20 protein-coding genes and 4 pseudogenes are annotated in these 19303 nt (G+C 50.8%); 15 read left to right on the forward strand and 9 right to left on the reverse strand.

From position 1 onward, the window contains the following. The first annotated feature begins 7 nt into the window (after positions 1-7). From FCL49_RS01650 to FCL49_RS01665, 6 genes and pseudogenes are all read left to right on the forward strand, one after another. Positions 8-4270: an RHS repeat-associated core domain-containing protein gene (locus FCL49_RS01650; protein ID WP_174352140.1), complete on the forward strand. Its 4263-nt coding sequence runs from the start codon at positions 8-10 to the stop codon at positions 4268-4270. Positions 4271-4282: 12 nt separating this feature from the next. Then, on the forward strand, positions 4283-4804 hold the full coding sequence (locus FCL49_RS01655; protein ID WP_174352141.1) for an SMI1/KNR4 family protein: 522 nt from the start codon (positions 4283-4285) through the stop codon (positions 4802-4804). A gap of 437 nt (positions 4805-5241) precedes the next feature. Beyond that, a complete protein-coding gene (locus tag FCL49_RS24560) occupies positions 5242-5631 on the forward strand; it encodes a hypothetical protein (RefSeq protein ID WP_174352143.1) in 390 nt (129 codons plus the stop codon). 37 nt (positions 5632-5668) lie between these two features. After that, positions 5669-5869: pseudogene (locus FCL49_RS24835) on the forward strand (RHS repeat-associated core domain-containing protein); the annotation flags it as partial. After that, a complete protein-coding gene (locus tag FCL49_RS24840) occupies positions 5849-6265 on the forward strand; it encodes an HNH endonuclease (RefSeq protein WP_438827227.1) in 417 nt (138 codons plus the stop codon). The pseudogene FCL49_RS24835 and the gene FCL49_RS24840, both read left to right, overlap by 21 nt. A gap of 21 nt (positions 6266-6286) precedes the next feature. After that, positions 6287-6625: a DUF7716 domain-containing protein gene (locus FCL49_RS01665; RefSeq protein WP_174352142.1), complete on the forward strand. Its 339-nt coding sequence runs from the start codon at positions 6287-6289 to the stop codon at positions 6623-6625. A gap of 52 nt (positions 6626-6677) precedes the next feature. Here the strand turns inward: FCL49_RS01665 and FCL49_RS01670 are convergent, their stop codons facing one another. Further along, the gene (locus FCL49_RS01670; RefSeq protein ID WP_254611031.1) at positions 6678-6776 is read right to left on the reverse strand and encodes a hypothetical protein; all 99 of its coding nucleotides are present in this window, start codon (positions 6774-6776) and stop codon (positions 6678-6680) included. Positions 6777-6829: 53 nt separating this feature from the next. Here FCL49_RS01670 and FCL49_RS24735 point away from each other — a divergent pair. The 6 genes and pseudogenes from FCL49_RS24735 to FCL49_RS01695 all read left to right on the forward strand — a co-directional run. Next, positions 6830-7170: pseudogene (locus FCL49_RS24735) on the forward strand (RHS repeat-associated core domain-containing protein); the annotation flags it as partial. Then, a complete protein-coding gene (locus FCL49_RS24845) occupies positions 7150-7548 on the forward strand; it encodes an HNH endonuclease (RefSeq protein ID WP_438827228.1) in 399 nt (132 codons plus the stop codon). The pseudogene FCL49_RS24735 and the gene FCL49_RS24845, both read left to right, overlap by 21 nt. Before the next feature lie 12 nt (positions 7549-7560). After that, positions 7561-8082, forward strand: a complete 522-nt coding sequence (locus FCL49_RS01680; protein WP_174352141.1) for an SMI1/KNR4 family protein — start codon at positions 7561-7563, stop codon at positions 8080-8082. A 437-nt stretch (positions 8083-8519) separates the two neighbouring features. After that, positions 8520-8909, forward strand: coding sequence for a hypothetical protein (locus FCL49_RS24620; RefSeq protein ID WP_174352143.1), 390 nt, complete (start codon positions 8520-8522; stop codon positions 8907-8909). Positions 8910-8946: 37 nt separating this feature from the next. Continuing rightward, positions 8947-9536 (forward strand): annotated as a pseudogene (locus FCL49_RS24630) (RHS repeat-associated core domain-containing protein); the annotation flags it as partial. A gap of 28 nt (positions 9537-9564) precedes the next feature. Next, positions 9565-9903: a DUF7716 domain-containing protein gene (locus FCL49_RS01695; protein ID WP_174352142.1), complete on the forward strand. Its 339-nt coding sequence runs from the start codon at positions 9565-9567 to the stop codon at positions 9901-9903. A gap of 52 nt (positions 9904-9955) precedes the next feature. Here the strand turns inward: FCL49_RS01695 and FCL49_RS01700 are convergent, their stop codons facing one another. Then, positions 9956-10054: a hypothetical protein gene (locus FCL49_RS01700; RefSeq protein WP_254611031.1), complete on the reverse strand. Its 99-nt coding sequence runs from the start codon at positions 10052-10054 to the stop codon at positions 9956-9958. A gap of 53 nt (positions 10055-10107) precedes the next feature. Between FCL49_RS01700 and FCL49_RS24740 the strand changes: the two are divergent. Both FCL49_RS24740 and FCL49_RS01710 read left to right on the forward strand, forming a co-directional pair. After that, positions 10108-10826: pseudogene (locus tag FCL49_RS24740) on the forward strand (RHS repeat-associated core domain-containing protein); the annotation flags it as partial. A 9-nt stretch (positions 10827-10835) separates the two neighbouring features. Continuing rightward, positions 10836-11141 carry a DUF7716 domain-containing protein gene (locus FCL49_RS01710; RefSeq protein WP_174352144.1) on the forward strand — a complete coding sequence of 102 codons (306 nt, stop codon included), beginning with the start codon at positions 10836-10838 and terminating at the stop codon, positions 11139-11141. 135 nt (positions 11142-11276) lie between these two features. Here FCL49_RS01710 and pdxY read toward each other — a convergent pair whose 3' ends face one another. Genes pdxY through FCL49_RS01725 form a run of 3 tightly spaced genes read right to left on the reverse strand, consistent with a single transcriptional unit; the run spans position 11277 to position 13084 of the window. Continuing rightward, positions 11277-12116 (reverse strand): pyridoxal kinase, encoded by an 840-nt coding sequence (gene pdxY, locus FCL49_RS01715; RefSeq protein ID WP_174352145.1) that lies wholly within the window; start codon positions 12114-12116, stop codon positions 11277-11279. Then, the gene (locus FCL49_RS01720) at positions 12117-12833 is read right to left on the reverse strand and encodes a glutamine amidotransferase (protein WP_174352146.1); all 717 of its coding nucleotides are present in this window, start codon (positions 12831-12833) and stop codon (positions 12117-12119) included. Continuing rightward, positions 12830-13084, reverse strand: a complete 255-nt coding sequence (locus FCL49_RS01725; protein ID WP_174352147.1) for a hypothetical protein — start codon at positions 13082-13084, stop codon at positions 12830-12832. The genes FCL49_RS01720 and FCL49_RS01725 overlap by 4 nt, the downstream gene beginning before the upstream one ends. 68 nt (positions 13085-13152) lie before the next feature. On the opposite strand from FCL49_RS01725, the gene FCL49_RS01730 reads away from it, so the two are divergent. Then, positions 13153-14457 (forward strand): aminotransferase class I/II-fold pyridoxal phosphate-dependent enzyme, encoded by a 1305-nt coding sequence (locus tag FCL49_RS01730; protein WP_174352148.1) that lies wholly within the window; start codon positions 13153-13155, stop codon positions 14455-14457. Between the two features lie 10 nt (positions 14458-14467). Here the strand turns inward: FCL49_RS01730 and FCL49_RS01735 are convergent, their stop codons facing one another. The 4 genes from FCL49_RS01735 to FCL49_RS01750 form a co-directional block, all read right to left on the reverse strand. Further along, positions 14468-15439, reverse strand: coding sequence for an LLM class flavin-dependent oxidoreductase (locus tag FCL49_RS01735; RefSeq protein WP_174352149.1), 972 nt, complete (start codon positions 15437-15439; stop codon positions 14468-14470). Positions 15440-15595: 156 nt separating this feature from the next. Further along, a complete protein-coding gene (gene pbpG, locus FCL49_RS01740; protein ID WP_174352150.1) occupies positions 15596-16429 on the reverse strand; it encodes a D-alanyl-D-alanine endopeptidase in 834 nt (277 codons plus the stop codon). Positions 16430-16571: 142 nt separating this feature from the next. Continuing rightward, positions 16572-17486 carry a polyphosphate kinase 2 gene (ppk2, locus tag FCL49_RS01745; RefSeq protein WP_012145288.1) on the reverse strand — a complete coding sequence of 305 codons (915 nt, stop codon included), beginning with the start codon at positions 17484-17486 and terminating at the stop codon, positions 16572-16574. 26 nt (positions 17487-17512) lie between these two features. Further along, positions 17513-19123, reverse strand: coding sequence for an inorganic phosphate transporter (locus FCL49_RS01750; RefSeq protein WP_174352151.1), 1611 nt, complete (start codon positions 19121-19123; stop codon positions 17513-17515). Between the last annotated feature and the right edge of the window lie 180 nt (positions 19124-19303).

Below are 19303 nucleotides of genomic sequence, written 5' to 3' on the forward strand. Positions count from 1 at the left end.
AACATTTATGAGTGAAGCGGCACGCGTCGGCGATACCATCGGCCATTCTCATGCCCTGGCCGGTATGATTGGCGGCACAATAGTCGGTGGCCTGATCGCCGCCGCCGGAGCGGTAGCGGCCGGTGCCCTGTTCGTCGCCGGGCTGGCCGCATCCTGTATCGGAGTCGGTGTGTTGTTGATTGGTGCCAGCCTGGCGGTGGGTTATCTCACCGGGGAGGCGGCCACCGCGGCCCGAGACGGCATTGCCGATGCCGGTGCCGGCAGCTTGTCGCCGACAGGCAAGATCGTTACCGGTTCCCCCAATGTATTTATCAACGGCAAACCTGCCGCGATCGCTACCCTTAGCCAGGTCGCCTGCAGCGATGACGGCCCGAGCATGCAGATGGCGCAGGGCTCCGACAAGGTCAGTATCAACGACCAACCTGCTTCCCGCGTGGGCGACAAAACCAACTGCGACGCGCAGGTGATGGAGGGTTCGCCCAATGTGTTGATTGGTGGCGGAACCGTCACCACGCTGCCAATTAAACCCGAAGTGCCGGACTGGCTGTACAAAGCCTCTGACCTGACACTGCTGTTTGCCGGACTGGTTGGTGGCGTCGGTGGTGCAGCAGGCAAACTGGGTGCACTGGGTAAAATGCTGAGCAAGCTGCCCGGCATCAACAAACTGGGGCGGATTGCCTGCCGTTTTGGCACCTTGATGACCGCCACGGCCGCCGCAGGCATCATTGCCCGCCCGGTGGATATCATCAGTGGCCAGAAGTTTTTATCCGGCGATGACGAACTGGATTTTGTGCTGCCATCACGTCTGCCGGTAACCTGGCAACGTTACTGGCGCAGTGGCAACCCCGGTGACAGCGTGTTGGGGCGCGGCTGGAGTCTGTTCTGGGAGAGCAGTTTGCAGCCGTACCAGGACGGCCTGGTGTGGCGCGCGCCGTCCGGTGATTACGTTTCCTTCCCTATGGTGCCGCGCGGGCACAAAACCTATTGCGAAGCCGAAAAATGCTGGCTGATGCACAACTCCGACGGCAGTTGGCAACTGTTCGATGTTGGCGAGCAAAGCTACCACTACCCGCGCCTGGACGGTGAACAGCCGAGCCGGTTATCTATGCTGACCGATGCCACCGGTAACACCACTTCGCTGTTTTATGATGACCACGGCCAACTGATTGAGTTGGTCGACAGTGCCGGCCAGCGCTTAACCTGCCGCTATTTGACTACCGCTAACGGTCTGCTGCGCCTCAGCGGCGTATTGCTGCATACCCCAAACGGCGAACGGTCGCTGGTCAGCTACGGCTACGACGATGAAGGACAACTGATCAAAGTGACCAATGGTGCCGGTGAAATCACCCGGCGCTTTAGCTGGCGTGATGGGCTGATGGCCGGCCATCAGGATCAAAATGGGTTGCTCAATGAATACCTGTGGCAGGAGATTGAAGGATTACCCCGGGTCACCGCCTGGCGTCACAGCGCCGGCGAAGAACTGACGTTGCACTACGATTTTGTCGGTGGTGTGCGGCGAGCGGTACGGGATGACGGTAAACAAGCGTTGTGGCAACTGGATGACGACAACAACGTGGCGCAGTTTACGGATTTTGACGGCCGTAAATCGGCATTTATCTATGAGCGGGGTGAGTTGTGTGGCGTGGTATTGCCGGGCGGCGCTCAACGATACAGCGAATGGGATAACTATGGTCGCTTGCTGAGTGAAACCGACCCGCTCGGCCGTAAAACGACCTACCAGTATTCCCGCAACAGCGGCCGCTTGTTCTCTGTGATCTCCCCAGACGGTAGCCAGACGTTTCAGCATTGGGATACTCAGGGTCGGCTAACCAGACAGATTGATGCGCTGGAGAATACAACTTCCTACGACTACCCCGATACGGAAGAAAGTTTGCCGGTGCGCATCACTGACGCTCTGGGGGGCGTGGTGAGACTTGACTGGAACAGTCAGGGGCTGTTGACGCGTTATACCGACTGTTCCGGCAGCGTCACCGCCTATGCGTATGACGTGCTCGGCCAGTTGACACAGCGTACCGACGCGGAAGGCCACCTGACCCAATACCGTTGGGATGCTGCCGGTCGCCTGCAAGCGTTGCTTCATCCGGACGGCAGCGAAGAGCGGTTCGTCTGGAATGCGCAAGGCCAGTTGGCTCGCCATCAGGACTCGCTCGGCAGCGAAACCCGCTGGGCGTATAACCTGCTGGGCCAACCCGTTAGCATCACTGACCGCATCAACCGGACGCGCCACTACCATTACAATAACCGGGGCTGGTTGACGAACATTGAGAACGGCAACGGTGGGAACTATCACTTCAGCCACGATGCCGTCGGCCGGATAATGGGTGAGAGGCGTCCAGACAATACCGACCACTTTTATCGTTATGGCCCCGATGGCCAACTGACCGAGCATCGGGAAACCGGCCCACTGGACACGTCGGTATCTCCAGTTCAGCGCCTGCACCAACTCCGATATGACGAAGCGGGCCAACTGGTCTGGCGCGGGAATGACAGCGCCCAATGGCAGTATCACTATGATGCTGCGGGCAGGCTGAATACGCTGACGCGTACGCCAACCGCCGTCGGCGCGGCGTTGGGTATTGAAACCGACCGCGTGCAGTTGCAATACGATGCTGCCGGCAATCTGCTGACGGAACAGGGCGTCAACGGCGAGTTGCAGTATCAGTGGGATGCGCTGGCCAACCTGCAGACGCTGACCCTGCCACAGGGAGACCAGTTGCAGTGGTTGTACTATGGTTCCGGCCACGCCAGTGCCGCAAAGTTTAACCAGCAGCTGGTGAGTGAATTCACCCGTGACCGCCTGCACCGGGAAACCGGCCGCACGCAGGGCGCGTTGCAGCAACATCGCCAGTATGATGCGTTAGGGCGCAGAACCTGGCAGAGCAGCACCTTCAGCCACGGTCAGATAACCAAACCGGAAGACGGCGTGTTGTGGCGGGTATTCCGTTATACCGGTCGGGGTGAGATTGAGGGCGTCAGTGATGCGCTGCGCGGCGAGGTGCACTACGGTTATGATGCCGAAGGGCGTCTGTTGCAGCACCGCGAGCAGAGCCTCGGCAAGCCAGGTAACCGGCTGGTGTATGACGCCGCCGATAATCTGTTGGGTGAAAAAGGCCCGGACAGCGACGTCGAAAGGTATTTACCGCTGGCACCCATTGTCAGCAACCGCCTGACACACTGGCAACAGTTATTCTACCGTTACGACGCCTGGGGCAATCTGATCAGTCGGCGCAACGGGATGTATGAACAACATTATCGCTACGATGCCGACAACCGGCTGATACAGGCCCATGGTCGTGGCCCGCAGGGAGAGTTTGAGGCGCAGTATCATTACGATGCACTGGGCCGTCGCAGCCGCAAACAGGTGCGCTACAAAGGTAAACCGGAACAAACCACCTGTTTCCTGTGGCAGGGATATCGCTTGCTGCAAGAGCTGCGCGACAATGGCACACGCAGAACCTGGAGTTACGATCCTGCCAGCCCATGGACGCCGCTGGCGGCGCTAGAACAGGCCGGCAGCAGCCCGCAGGCGGACATCTACTGGCTGCACACCGATCTCAACAGCGCACCGCTGGAAGTGACCGACGGCGCTGGCAATTTACGCTGGTCTGGGCAGTACGATACTTTCGGCAAGTTGCAGGGCCAGACGGTTGCCGGTGCGGAACGCCGCAAAGGGGCTGTCTACGACCAGCCGCTGCGCTATGCGGGGCAATACCAGGATGATGAAAGCGGATTACACTATAATCTGTTCCGTTACTACGAGCCGGAGGTCGGCAGATTCACCACACAGGATCCGATTGGCCTGAGTGGTGGGATGAACCTGTACCAGTATGCCCCTAATCCTTATGGTTGGGTGGATCCTTGGGGATTAACAGGCAAGCCCTTAAATTCTCCATTAATAGATAAATGGGTAGATAAAGGGGGGAGTGTTTGGCAAGAAATTGATGGCCGTACTTGGGTATATCAAGATAACGTTGGCAATATAGTTAGGTATCCAGATGGGTATCCAGACTTTAAACCATATGAAATACAACGCGTTGATGTTACAGACTTAAAAGGTAACCATCGACTTGGTCCATCAGGGGATTTTGGTAAAGCGAATGCTTTAGCCCCTAATGGCCCAGCTAACTTGGAAGTTAATACGTGGCACCACCATCAGAACGGAGTCACGATGCAAGAAATTCCTAAAGACATACATAGTAGCTTCACTCATAGGGGTGGAGTTTCAAAGCTAAAGAAATCTTGTTCTTAGTATGGAGAATATATGCCAATTTCATGCGGTAGTAGTTTATTAGAAGCTCAGATCAAGGATCTTGAACAGGAGTTCTCGGTACATTTCCCCGATGACTACAGAGGTTTTTTATCTTCTTACAATGGTTTTGTGGTTAAGCAACCTGATTTTTGTGAGCTTGACTGTGATGCTGTCGATGATGAGGTTATTGCATTTTATGCATTGTTTGGGGTGAGCATTTCAAATAAAAATAATGAGGTAAGACATCAGAACAAAGAGTATATTGATGATATTAGTTTTGTCAAAAATGCATTTATCATTGGAAGTGATCCAGGTGGAAATTACTTTGTTTTAGTCTGTGAGGGTGGGTTGGAAGGAGTATATTATTGGGACAGAACTCATCTGCATGCAGAAGACGAAAAACAACTATTTGATATTCATGAGGAAAATGAAAGCGGTAATCTTTATAAAATCCACAGTGAGTTTAAGGACTTCTTTAGAGAAATACTAAAGAATACTTTAGATGTGGGTATGAATTTTAATAGGGATTTATAAGTTGAAGAGCTAATCATCACATCTACTCTGTAGAAGGCAACGGTACTCTTGGTATTAAGTGGCAAAGAGATCCGAGGAACATTGTTTTCTAACAAACCCATAACCACCCAAACGGTATAAACGAGCATGTCCACTGGTTAACGGGGAATAGGGGCAATACACAAAATGCTACAAATGACCGATTGATTGATCGAGAAGTAACAAGTAGAGCACGTGGTAACTGTTCACGTTGATGAGGATAGATATGTCGTTCGATAAAGTACTTATAGAGTTAGTGAAAACGTTCGAGAACAGCTCCCAGTCAATGGGCTCGATTCGTTACTCATCAGTAGAGGTTCCCTCAAGCAAAATTGCTCTACGTATTTCAGGTCAAATTGAGCATTTTTATAAACATATCATAATGGAAAAAAAACCTACTTTAGGAGGGGGACTTTGCCATGCAGTTTTTTGAGCCTGAAAAACTGAAAGATGCCTTGGTAGGATGGCGGTGGATCGGCCCTCAAGGTATCGAAGATCCTAGTTGGAGTAAGGATTATATTATTTTTGCTGATCGCAATGGTGATGCTCTATTTTGTGATGTTTCAGATGATAAGTGCCCTGTTTATGGAAGCATTCAGAAAGTAAACTATCAGCTATCTCTTTCACTGTGTGATTTCATTAATGCAATTAATAAATCGATTGATATTGAAGAAAATGAGTTTAACAATGAAACTACAGATGAAGATTTCAACCACTTTCCTGATTATTTAGCGGCAATCGATAAAGAGTTAGTGAATATTATCCCGAGACAACTGGCCGATAACTTTAAATATTTTTACTTTGGTTAGGTAAAGTTAAAAGGAGGCGGGTGCTGAACACGGAAAGGGATCCGTCTACGACCAACCGCTGCGCTATGCGGGGCAATATCAGGATGATGAAAGCGGATTACACTATAATCTGTTCCGTTACTACGAGCCGGAAGTAGGCAGGTTCACCACACAGGATCCGATTGGCCTGAGTGGGGGCATGAACCTGTATGCTTATGCTCCAAATCCATTAGGTTGGATCGATCCTCTAGGCTTGGCTAATAGGCCTAATAATGGGATGTATAAAATATTCTTTGATCACTCAGTTAATCCATCGAATAGGTATTCAAGTGATGCTGTCCAGTTTAAAAGAGCAAATGATGTTTTAATTGAACAACTAAATACAGATGCAGCATTCCGAAAAGATATGTTCAACCGTCATCCTGAATTGAGCAATTGGATGAAAAATGGTAGTAAGAGTAGTAGTCCGTCAGGCTTCACATGGCACCATCATGAGGATATTAATAGATTGGTTTTGGTCGATAGACTTGATCATAAATCTAATCATGCTTTATATCATCCGATAGGAAATGGTGGGCGAGACATTTGGGGGGGGGTGATCCAGGTCGTAAAGGAAAGCTCGATGGCTTTACAGGAAAAGCTTGTTAATCAGTAACATACTTTAAATAGGTGAAATATGTTGAATAAAGATAATCAATATAGTTTGGCAGATATCATTTCTGCTATGAAAAAAACAGACTCAAGAGATGATAACTTTTGTTTGTATGGTGAGACTGATGATCAGCTGAAAGTAGATGGGAATTATTATATAGCAGATTATCCTGATGTGGATGATGATGACAAAGAGATATATCCGCAAATAGTAATCTCAAAAAATTTGAACTATTTATATTCAGGTCAACAGTTTGCAGATGTTGTTGATTCAGTTCTTGAGCAAAAGCCATCAGCTTCACTCGATGATTTTGTGGAAGCATTGAATTATTATTCCGCTAATGATGATTTTCTTGATTTATAGCTATTAGAAAGCCGGGATGATCTAGAAAAGATCCTCCCAGCTTTTTTATCTGTTACCACGCAAGAGTATTGCCTTGTTGTACTTGAATGATCACCTTGCCGGACATTACGCTGATCGCCAGCGCTTGCCCGGCAAGGCCGCACTGCGTCAACCAGTCTCCCGCCAGATACAGCTCACCGTTATCCCGTATGAACAGATTGGTGAGGGCCGCAGGCGAACATCTACTGGCTGCACACCGATCTCAACAGCGCACCGCTGGAAGTGACCGACGGCGCTGGTCCGGCTACTACGATATCTTTGGTAAGCTAACAGGCCAGACGGTGGCCGGTGCGGAACGCCGCAAAGGGGCTGTCTACGACCAGCCGCTGCGCTATGCGGGGCAATATCAGGATGATGAAAGCGGATTACACTATAATCTGTTCCGTTACTACGAGCCGGAGGTCGGCAGATTCACCACACAGGATCCGATTGGCCTGAGTGGTGGGATGAACCTGTACCAGTATGCCCCTAATCCTTATGGTTGGGTGGATCCTTGGGGATTAACAGGCAAGCCCTTAAATTCTCCATTAATAGATAAATGGGTAGATAAAGGGGGGAGTGTTTGGCAAGAAATTGATGGCCGTACTTGGGTATATCAAGATAACGTTGGCAATATAGTTAGGTATCCAGATGGGTATCCAGACTTTAAACCATATGAAATACAACGCGTTGATGTTACAGACTTAAAAGGTAACCATCGACTTGGTCCATCAGGGGATTTTGGTAAAGCGAATGCTTTAGCCCCTAATGGCCCAGCTAACTTGGAAGTTAATACGTGGCACCACCATCAGAACGGAGTCACGATGCAAGAAATTCCTAAAGACATACATAGTAGCTTCACTCATAGGGGTGGAGTTTCAAAGCTAAAGAAATCTTGTTCTTAGTATGGAGAATATATGCCAATTTCATGCGGTAGTAGTTTATTAGAAGCTCAGATCAAGGATCTTGAACAGGAGTTCTCGGTACATTTCCCCGATGACTACAGAGGTTTTTTATCTTCTTACAATGGTTTTGTGGTTAAGCAACCTGATTTTTGTGAGCTTGACTGTGATGCTGTCGATGATGAGGTTATTGCATTTTATGCATTGTTTGGGGTGAGCATTTCAAATAAAAATAATGAGGTAAGACATCAGAACAAAGAGTATATTGATGATATTAGTTTTGTCAAAAATGCATTTATCATTGGAAGTGATCCAGGTGGAAATTACTTTGTTTTAGTCTGTGAGGGTGGGTTGGAAGGAGTATATTATTGGGACAGAACTCATCTGCATGCAGAAGACGAAAAACAACTATTTGATATTCATGAGGAAAATGAAAGCGGTAATCTTTATAAAATCCACAGTGAGTTTAAGGACTTCTTTAGAGAAATACTAAAGAATACTTTAGATGTGGGTATGAATTTTAATAGGGATTTATAAGTTGAAGAGCTAATCATCACATCTACTCTGTAGAAGGCAACGGTACTCTTGGTATTAAGTGGCAAAGAGATCCGAGGAACATTGTTTTCTAACAAACCCATAACCACCCAAACGGTATAAACGAGCATGTCCACTGGTTAACGGGGAATAGGGGCAATACACAAAATGCTACAAATGACCGATTGATTGATCGAGAAGTAACAAGTAGAGCACGTGGTAACTGTTCACGTTGATGAGGATAGATATGTCGTTCGATAAAGTACTTATAGAGTTAGTGAAAACGTTCGAGAACAGCTCCCAGTCAATGGGCTCGATTCGTTACTCATCAGTAGAGGTTCCCTCAAGCAAAATTGCTCTACGTATTTCAGGTCAAATTGAGCATTTTTATAAACATATCATAATGGAAAAAAAACCTACTTTAGGAGGGGGACTTTGCCATGCAGTTTTTTGAGCCTGAAAAACTGAAAGATGCCTTGGTAGGATGGCGGTGGATCGGCCCTCAAGGTATCGAAGATCCTAGTTGGAGTAAGGATTATATTATTTTTGCTGATCGCAATGGTGATGCTCTATTTTGTGATGTTTCAGATGATAAGTGCCCTGTTTATGGAAGCATTCAGAAAGTAAACTATCAGCTATCTCTTTCACTGTGTGATTTCATTAATGCAATTAATAAATCGATTGATATTGAAGAAAATGAGTTTAACAATGAAACTACAGATGAAGATTTCAACCACTTTCCTGATTATTTAGCGGCAATCGATAAAGAGTTAGTGAATATTATCCCGAGACAACTGGCCGATAACTTTAAATATTTTTACTTTGGTTAGGTAAAGTTAAAAGGAGGCGGGTGCTGAACACGGAAAGGGATCCGTCTACGACCAACCGCTGCGCTATGCGGGGCAATATCAGGATGATGAAAGCGGATTACACTATAATCTGTTCCGTTACTACGAGCCGGAAGTAGGCAGGTTCACCACACAGGATCCGATTGGCCTGAGTGGGGGCATGAACCTGTATGCTTATGCTCCAAATCCATTAGGTTGGATCGATCCTCTAGGCTTGGCTAATAGGCCTAATAATGGGATGTATAAAATATTCTTTGATCACTCAGTTAATCCATCGAATAGGTATTCAAGTGATGCTGTCCAGTTTAAAAGAGCAAATGATGTTTTAATTGAACAACTAAATACAGATGCAGCATTCCGAAAAGATATGTTCAACCGTCATCCTGAATTGAGCAATTGGATGAAAAATGGTAGTAAGAGTAGTAGTCCGTCAGGCTTCACATGGCACCATCATGAGGATATTAATAGATTGGTTTTGGTCGATAGACTTGATCATAAATCTAATCATGCTTTATATCATCCGATAGGAAATGGTGGGCGAGACATTTGGGGGGGGGTGATCCAGGTCGTAAAGGAAAGCTCGATGGCTTTACAGGAAAAGCTTGTTAATCAGTAACATACTTTAAATAGGTGAAATATGTTGAATAAAGATAATCAATATAGTTTGGCAGATATCATTTCTGCTATGAAAAAAACAGACTCAAGAGATGATAACTTTTGTTTGTATGGTGAGACTGATGATCAGCTGAAAGTAGATGGGAATTATTATATAGCAGATTATCCTGATGTGGATGATGATGACAAAGAGATATATCCGCAAATAGTAATCTCAAAAAATTTGAACTATTTATATTCAGGTCAACAGTTTGCAGATGTTGTTGATTCAGTTCTTGAGCAAAAGCCATCAGCTTCACTCGATGATTTTGTGGAAGCATTGAATTATTATTCCGCTAATGATGATTTTCTTGATTTATAGCTATTAGAAAGCCGGGATGATCTAGAAAAGATCCTCCCAGCTTTTTTATCTGTTACCACGCAAGAGTATTGCCTTGTTGTACTTGAATGATCACCTTGCCGGACATTACGCTGATCGCCAGCGCTTGCCCGGCAAGGCCGCACTGCGTCAACCAGTCTCCCGCCAGATACAGCTCACCGTTATCCCGTATGAACAGATTGGTGAGGGCCGCAGGCGAACATCTACTGGCTGCACACCGATCTCAACAGCGCACCGCTGGAAGTGACCGACGGCGCTGGTCCGGCTACTACGATATCTTTGGTAAGCTAACAGGCCAGACGGTGGCCGGTGCGGAACGCCGCAAAGGGGCTGTCTACGACCAGCCGCTGCGCTATGCGGGGCAATATCAGGATGATGAAAGCGGATTACACTATAATCTGTTCCGTTACTACGAGCCGGAGGTCGGCAGATTCACCACACAGGATCCGATTGGCCTGAGTGGTGGGATGAACCTGTACCAGTATGCGCCCAATCCTTATGGATGGGTGGATCCGCTGGGGCTTTATAATGGTGAAAGGGAGCGTGGTTTAGGGAAATATCATGTTTTCCACGAGCACACATTGGACTCTTCTGAGTACACAATGACTGACAAAGAGCATTTTAGTCGGGCAAATGAGTCAGTATATAATCGTTTACAGACTGATGCTGAGTTCAGAAGAACAATGCAAACGAAGTATCCTGATGTAGTGAAACATGTACAACCGAGTAGTAAGGGCAATTTCAGAGGGTCATCACCACCGGAGACGACTTGGCATCATGGTGATGTACCCGGTTCTTTGCAACTGGTTGATCGCCCTGACCACAGAGATTACCACAAGATATATCACCCTGATGGCTTGGGTGGTCGTAATAAGTGGGGTGGCGGCACCAGTTGTAGACGATAAGGATTAAATATGAAGGTTATTAACGGTTTTGCTGAGTTATTAAAAGTGTACGATTCTTTGCCAAATTCTGGATGGATCTTTATAGATCATGATTTTGATACTTCTTCAAAATCTGATTTATTGAACCGAGATTACTATCTGTCCGAAAACGATGACGAAGAGTTTGAAATGGAGGAGGATAAATCTACTTTCCTTGAGTCTCCAATATTTAAAGATATAGTCATCAACAAGCTAAAACATAACCAGCAGGCATCTAAAGATGAGATGCTTGATGCTGCAATTTATTACCTAGAGAACGATGATTTCTTAGACTAATTACCAAAAAATCGTCACAACTCAATAAAGACTCCTTTACTGCTTTCTGAGCTATCCGTAGCACCCTGTGTGGAGCCAATCCACGCAGGGTGAATGATACTCATCTACTGATGTCGGTATATCCGTGACTACGGCCTATTTCAAGGCACGCAGGCTGCCGATTTCCTCCAAACCGAAATGCTCCGCTTCAGTCAGCACATCGCAGACCTCACTGCTGGCGGTCAGGATTGCACTATTGAGGTTTTTGCCGTGCAACAAATGGCTGACCAGCAACGCGGCAAACATGTCACCGGTGCCTTTAACCTTCGACTGGATCTTGGGATGGGTATAGCTTTGCACCTTGTCGTGGCTGACCAACAGTAAGCCAATCTGATCGTCATTTTCCGCCACGCCCGGCGCACTGGTCACCAGCACCCACTCGGTGGTGTCATTCAATAATGCCTGTGCGGCATGCTGCGTTTGCTCCCGGCTGGTCAACGGATGCCCGCAAAGCTGCTCCAGTTCGAAACCGTTGGGGGTGAGGCCATTAGCCAGTTGCAGGAAAGGGGAACGATAACAACTGACGATACGTTCATCCACGTAAACGCCTTCACCGTAATCGCCCATCACTGGGTCGATATAAATTTTTATCTGTGGATTGATAGCGCGCACGCGCTGTAACCAGGTATGCAGGAAATGGCATTGGCCGACGTCGCCCAGATAACCGATGATCACTGCCCGGGTGCGTTTCATCACGCCACGGGTCAGTAAATCCTCGAGAAAACCGCTGAACCACTCGGCCGGTATCACGCCACCGCTGGGCGCGCCATAATAGGGCGGGCAACCGAACAGCACGCTGGGCACCTGTAGCGCTTCCAGCCCCTTTTTCAGCAGGGTGCGATAGGCGATACCGTTGCCGACGCTGCCGTACACCACCTGCGATTGAATACTGATCACATCAATCTGTGGGGGTTGTAATTGAGAAACCTGTTGCATCTATAACATCCTTGGTTCGATTTTATCCAGCCACCGCGTAAATACCTGACGGGCGCGCTGCTCTAATTCTGTACCGTAACGAGCGGCCTGTTGACGCAAGCGCTGTGGCAGAATACCGGCCAACTCAAGTTCACAGGCATGGCCCACCAGCCAGCGTTCCAGGTCCTGATGATCGGCTTCCAGATGGAACTGCAACCCAAGGGCGAAGTCCTGATATTCAAATGCCTGATTAGGGCAGATTTCAGTACTTGCCAGACAAGTCGCGCCCTCCGGGATCATAAACATATCTCCATGCCAGTGTAGCACCGGCGTGGTTGCCAGAGGTGCCAGCACCGAGTCCTCATGCTCTGCCAATGTTAATGGCTCGAAGCCGATCTCTTTCACGCCGAGCGAAACCACATCGGCCCCCAGGGCCTGAGCCATCACCTGTGCGCCGAGACAGACGCCCAGCGTAGGCCGTTTTTGCTGCAGCCGCTGTGTTACCAGTGCTAATTCATCGTTGAGAAACGCATAGTGCTGCTGACCGGCAAAATGTTGTGCCGCGCTGATCGGGCCGCCAAGCACCACCAACAGGTCGGTTTCCTCATTATTGATGGAACGTATATCGTCACGGCCCGCATCGTAATAATCAATCTGATAGCCCCGTAACGAAAGCAGTGAACCCAGGATACCGAGGTTTTCAAAATTCACATGTCTGATAGCGACAACTTTCTTCATGGCTGCACCTCCGTGCCAAGGGGATAAGATTCCAGTTCCAGCGTATCGCCCAGGATGGTGATACCGTCAATGCCGCTTTGATAAACGATCCGACGCTCTTTAACCTGGCTGATATGCAACCGGTAGCCCTGTTCCGTAGGAAACAGCGCCTGGGCCTGCTGCAGCTGGTCGCTGGCCCAGGGGGTGAACATCTGCAAGCGGGCGAAAGCTTTGCCGTCGTGTTGAATATCGAGCACGTAATGTTTTTCCATCTTTACCCCTTAACTTTTCCGTTCCAAACAGGTAATCTGTTTTGAACTAATACAAAAAGGTTTTATGTATGAGTTCATTGTATGCAAAAGGCGGTAGCGCTGTCCAGATTGCTGAACAGATCGGCACGCAGATCAAGCAGGGGGATTTACAGCCGGGTGACCTGTTGCCGCCGGTGCGTCAACTGGCCGGCGAACTGGGCGTCAACCCCAATACCGTTGCCAGCGCCTATGGCAAACTGCGCGATGCCGGGCTGGTCGCTACCCGCGGGCGTGCCGGAACCCAGGTGCTGGAGCCACCCCTGATGGCGCTACGCAGCGTTCGGCAGGTTCCCGAAGGCATGGGTGATTTGGCCAGCGGCAATCTGGATGGCACCTTGCTGCCGGCACTGTCACTGAGTACAGCCGACGTCTTCCCACAGCAGAATGGCTATGACATCAGCGGTGATTTACCGGCGCTATGCCAGCTTGCCGCTGACTGGTTGAGCCAACAGGGGGCGGAACTGGGTGAGACGGCGGTGTTTTCCGGTGCGCTGGATGCCATCGAAAAGGCGCTGCGCAGCCATGCGGCACCGGGGGCCTCGGTATGGGTGGAAGATCCCTGCTGGCCACCGTTATTGACGCTGCTGCGGCATCTTCGTCTTAAACCCTTGCCGTTGCTGGTGGATGAACAAGGTTGCCGTCTGCCGGAAAAGGACGCGGGTTCGCAGGGTTGCGCGGTGATCCTGACGCCACGCGCACAGAACCCAACCGGTATGTCGCTTAGCGCTACACGTGCCAACGACTGGCGTGAATTCCTGACGCAAAATCCGGGCTGTCTGGCGATTGTCGATGACTTCTGGGGGCCGCTATCGCAACAGCCACTGAATTTGCCGTTTACGGCGGACAATGGTTTGTATGTGCTGTCACTGAGCAAGTTCCTCAGTCCGGATCTGCGTATAGCGCTGGCCTGCGGTAAGCCACAACTGTTGCAGGCAATGCGTGCAGATCAATACATACGCGAACGCTGGGTCAGCCATATTCTGCAGCAAATTGCCGCCAAATTATGGATGCAGGCGCAGCGTGATGGCCTGCTGGTGCGGGCGCAGCAGGCTTACCAGCAACGACGAGACGCGTTGACGGAGCGGTTGCAAGCATTGACCGGTTCGCGGCTGCCGCCGGGTGAAGGGGTACATATCTGGCTGCCGGTGCGTTCAGAAGCCGCCGCCAGCCAAATCATGGCACAGCGCGGCTGGTTGGTGCAGGGCGGTGAACCCTTCCGCCTGAAAAGCGGCCCGGCGATCCGTGTCAGCCTCGCCAACCTGCTCCCGGAGCAATTAGAAACAGTGGCTCAGGATCTGGCTGTGGCCATCGGCGCCGGTGCCGTAGTGAACTGATTGGGCAGGCTCAGGCTTGCGCCAACAGTTGCAAAGAGGTCAAACGGGCGACGGGTTCGCTGATCGGCGTATCTATCACAAACTCTTCCACACCATATTGCTGCTGCAATTGATCCAACTGACTCCGCACCTGCTGGGCAGTGCCGAGCAGGATGTGGCTTTCGCGCGGCTCAATACGGTAATCGGTAGCCCCGGCCTGCTGAACATAACTCTCTGCCTGCTCAAGGCTGCCGACGGTTACGCTTTGTCCGCCGGTCACATGCACCCGGTATTGCTGGATCCCGGCGGCCAGCGCCTGAGCCTGATCGGGGGTGTTGGCGACGATCACTGCGACGGCCAGCAGGGCTTTGCGTCCACCGCTTTGCTCGCTGTAATGCGCCAGCGCGCGTTGAATATCGTCCGGGTTACCATTGAGCTGCGCGGCAAATACAAATGCCCAGCCGTGTTCTGCAGCCAGCTGTGCGCTTTCTTTGCTGGCGCCCAACAGGAAGCGTTGTGCGGGCTGCGACGGTTGCGGTGTGGCACTCAGGCCGGGTTGCGCGTCATCATTGAGGTAGGCGTTGAGCTGGGCAAGCTGCTGCGGGAAGTCCGGTTTATTCTGTTGATCGTGAGCCGTTTGCAGCGCCTGGGTAGAGAGTGGCAGCCCACCGGGCGCTTTACCCACCCCCAGGTCGACCCGTCCCGGTGCCAGAGTCGCCAGCAGATTGAAGTTTTCCGCCACCTTATAGGCGCTGTAATGTTGCAGCATGACCCCGCCGGACCCAATGCGGATGCGCGAAGTTTGCCCGAGTAAATAAGCGATCAACACTTCGGGGGAAGGGCAAGCGAGCTGCGCGGTATTGTGATGCTCGGCCAGCCAAAAACGACGGTAGCCCCAAATTTCCGCCTGCTGCGCCAAATGCAGCGTGCGCGTCAGCGCCTGGGCGGCGCTCTCTCCTTCGGCAATCGGACTTTTTTCCAATACGCTCAGGGCATAAGCCATTTTCCTGCTCCTTTATCATCATTTATTGATGACAAATACCATGCCCGGTCCCACAGGCTTAATATTGATTGGAGATAGGATATTCCATTGATAAAAAACGTATTTAGATATGCGCAGAACGGTAAAGAGGCGCGTGATTAACGCGCCTAAAACAGATCAGGATTCCAGCCAGGCTTTCAAACGAATGGCGTCTTTATAGTGGCCGTAGCGTTGCTTCGAGCCGAGCAGGATGATCACCACCGGCTGCCCTTTAATCAGGGTACGCATCACCAGACAGTGCCCGGCTTCGTCGGTGAAACCGGTCTTTTGCAACTGGATTTTCCAGGCGGGATTATTGATCAGTCCATTGGAGCTACGGTAGACCAACTGACCCCGGCCAGGACGCACGATTTGCTGTTTGTCGGTACTGAAATGGCGAATGGTCTGATAACGGTAGGCGTGATTAACCATTTTCAGCAGGTCATTGGCACTGGCGACATTGCGTGGTGTCAGCCCGGTAGGATCGTAGAAGCGGGCGTGTTTCATGCCAATGGTGCGCGCTTTCTGATTCATTTTCGCCACGAAGGCTTTGCGACCACCGGGATAGTTGCGGCTCAACGCCGAAGCAGCGCGATTTTCCGACGACATCAGCGCGATATGCAGCATGTCACGGCGGCTGAGGGTAGAGCCGATCGTCAGGCGTGAGTGGGTTTTCTTCAACAAATCACGGTCGGCGGCGGTGACCATCATTCTGTTGCCCAGCGGGCGCTTACTGTCCAGCGTGACCATGGCCGTCATCAATTTGGTGAGCGAGGCAATAGGCTGCACCCGATTGGCTTGTTTCTGATACAGCGTTTTCCCGGTTCGTTGATTGACCACCAATACCGATTTCGAGTACAGCGCCAGCGGCGCAGCGGCTTGTGCCGCAGGCAGAATGAACAGCAGAGTGAGAACCAGAATCGCGCTGAAGCGGCGTGCGGGAAAACGGATGAGGGAATTAAATAAAGACATGGCAGACGTGACTATGATCCTGAAAGGTGAATGAATATCAGCAAGAGTCTGCACAGCAAATGTGGAGAAAATAGGGTGGCGTTGTAACGGGATGATAATCCGGCAGAGGTCAGGGAGGCGTTGTACCGCCTCCCTGGAACAATCAATACACTTCAGGCACCACCATATTGTCGGGTACCGGGTGGCGGTTGTAATCCGGGCTGCGTTTGCGCGGCGGTAGGGTGATCACATTGCCTTCCGCCTCTTCGTACGGCAGTTGCTCAAGCAGATGGCGAATACAGTTCAGGCGTGCCTTTTTCTTGTCGACGCCCTGAACCACCCACCATGGCGCTTCAGGAATGTTAGTGCGCGCTAACATGACCTCTTTGGCCTCGGTATAGTCCTCCCAGCGGCGGCGGCTCTCCAAATCCATCGGGCTAAGCTTCCATTGCTTTAGCGGATCGTGGATGCGGCTGAGAAAGCGCAGTTCCTGCTCATCGTCGGTGATAGAAAACCAATATTTGACGATCTGAATGCCGCTGCGCGTCAGCATTTTCTCGAACTCCGGCACGCTACGGAAAAACTCTTCATATTCTTCGTCGTTGCAAAAGCCCATCACTTTCTCTACTCCGGCGCGGTTGTACCAGCTGCGATCGAACAGCACCATTTCACCCGCTGCCGGCAGGTGGGCAATAAAGCGCTGGAAATACCATTGGGTACGTTCGCGATCGTTGGGTGCCGGCAGCGCGGCAACGCGGCAGGTGCGCGGATTCAGGCGCTGAGTGATACGTTTGATCACGCCCCCTTTGCCGGCGGCGTCTCGGCCTTCAAAAATGATCACCAGCCGGTGGCCGGTGCGCATCACCCAGTCCTGCAGTTTGACCAGTTCCCCCTGCAGGCGCAGCAGTTCGCGGAAATACTGTTTGCGCCAGGCTTTCTTCTGGTCACTGTCCACTTCGCTATCGTCAAAGCGCAGGTCGTCCAGCTCCATCTCCAGCTCTTCGTCGTAACTGTCGTAAAACTCTTGCAGCAGGCGTTGGTTGAAGCTTTCGTCGCGATCAAATTCATGCATAGCCATGATTAATTCTCCGTGTTAGCCCGGTTTTAGAAATGGGTGAAAATCCAGTACAGCCCAGCGGAAAGCAGTATCGAGGCCGGCAGCGTCAACACCCAGGCCATCAGCAGGTTGCGCAGGGTGGACATTTGCAGACCGGAGCGGTTGGCCGCCATGGTACCGGCGATGCCGGATGACAGAACGTGGGTGGTGGAGACCGGCAATCCAAACATGTCCGCTGCACCGATGGTGGTCATTGCGACCAGCTCGGCACTGGCCCCCTGGGCGTAGGTCAGATGGCTTTTGCCGATCTTCTCGCCAACGGTGACCACGATGCGCCGCCAGCCGACCATGGTGCCCAACCCCAGAGCTATAGCGACCACCACCTTGACCCAGAACGGGATAAAGCGGGTGGCGCTGTCCAGATCGCTTTTCAGTGCGTCCAGATTGCGCTGCGAGTCAGCGGATATTTGCAGCTGTTTTTCCGACTTCAGGTGTTTAATCACTTCCGATGCCAGATACATATCATTACGGGTGTTGGAAACCGCCTGCGCAGGGATTTTGTCGACCGAGCCGTACTGGCGTATTTGATCGCCAATGGCCCCGGTCAGTTGCGCCAGCGCTGGGACCACTTCTGCGGTCAGTTCACTGGTACGCACATAGCCGGTCAGCACATCGCGCGCCGGGGTCTGGCTGACCTGCGGGAATTGGCTCAACAGTTGGTTTTTGGTGACCTCCGCCAGTGCCGCGACGCGTGGAATTTGCTCGGGTGGCATTGAGCGGTTCAGCGCGTAGGCGATTGGCATGGTCCCGACCAGGATCAGCATGATCAGACCCATGCCTTTTTGCCCGTCGTTGGAGCCATGGGCAAAGGAAACCCCGGTACAGGTGAGGATCAGCAAACCGCGGATCCACAGCGGCGGCGGCGAATCATTCTTGGGGGCAGTGTACAACTGACGATTTTTGACGAAGACTTTCAGCGCCAGCAGCAGCAGGGCGGCAAACACAAAACCGATCACCGGGGAAAGCAACAAGGCGTAGCCCACCTTGATCGCCTGACCCCAGTCGACGCCGCTGGTGCCGGTGCGGCCATGGATTAGCGCATTGGCTACCCCAACGCCGATAATCGATCCAATCAGGGTATGAGACGAGGAGGCAGGCAGCCCGAGCCACCAGGTGCCGAGGTTCCAGATAATCGCCGAGAACAGCAGGGCGTAAACCATGGCAAAACCATTGCCGGTTCCGGCCTGCAAGATCAACTCAACCGGCAACAGCGAAATGATGCCGAACGCCACCACACCGCTGGAGAGCAACACGCCGAGAAAGTTAAAGAACCCTGACCAAACCACGGCCACCATGGGCGACAATGAATGGGTATAAATAACGGTAGCTACCGCATTGGCGGTATCATGAAAACCATTAACAAATTCAAAGCCCAGCGCAATCAGCAACGCTAATCCCAATAAAAGGAACGGGAGGTAGCTGGTATATACTGCACCGGCATCGCTAACGTCGTTAAATAAATTTACCCCGGCAAAAGCTATCCCCAGTACTAATAAAAAAACAAAAAAAAGAACAGTGAGTCGACTGTTCTTTTGGTAGATTTTTGGCAGGCTGGACGCGGTTGGCGCACCTGCTTGAACGGCGCTGTTATCGCTCATAAAGGACCTTCCCGATAGACTTCATTTAGAATGCTGACGATGTTGTACAGTGCTGCCATCAAAGTATTGGGAAATAATGTGACTTTTTTATGACGCTAATATTAATCATCGAGAAAAGTGAAAATAATTAACGTTGTCATTTAAAGGTTGATATAAAGGCGAAAGCCGATTAATTAATCG

It is taken from the genome of Serratia proteamaculans (genome assembly GCF_013337185.1).
Taxonomy (GTDB): Bacteria; Pseudomonadota; Gammaproteobacteria; order Enterobacterales; family Enterobacteriaceae; genus Serratia; species Serratia proteamaculans_D.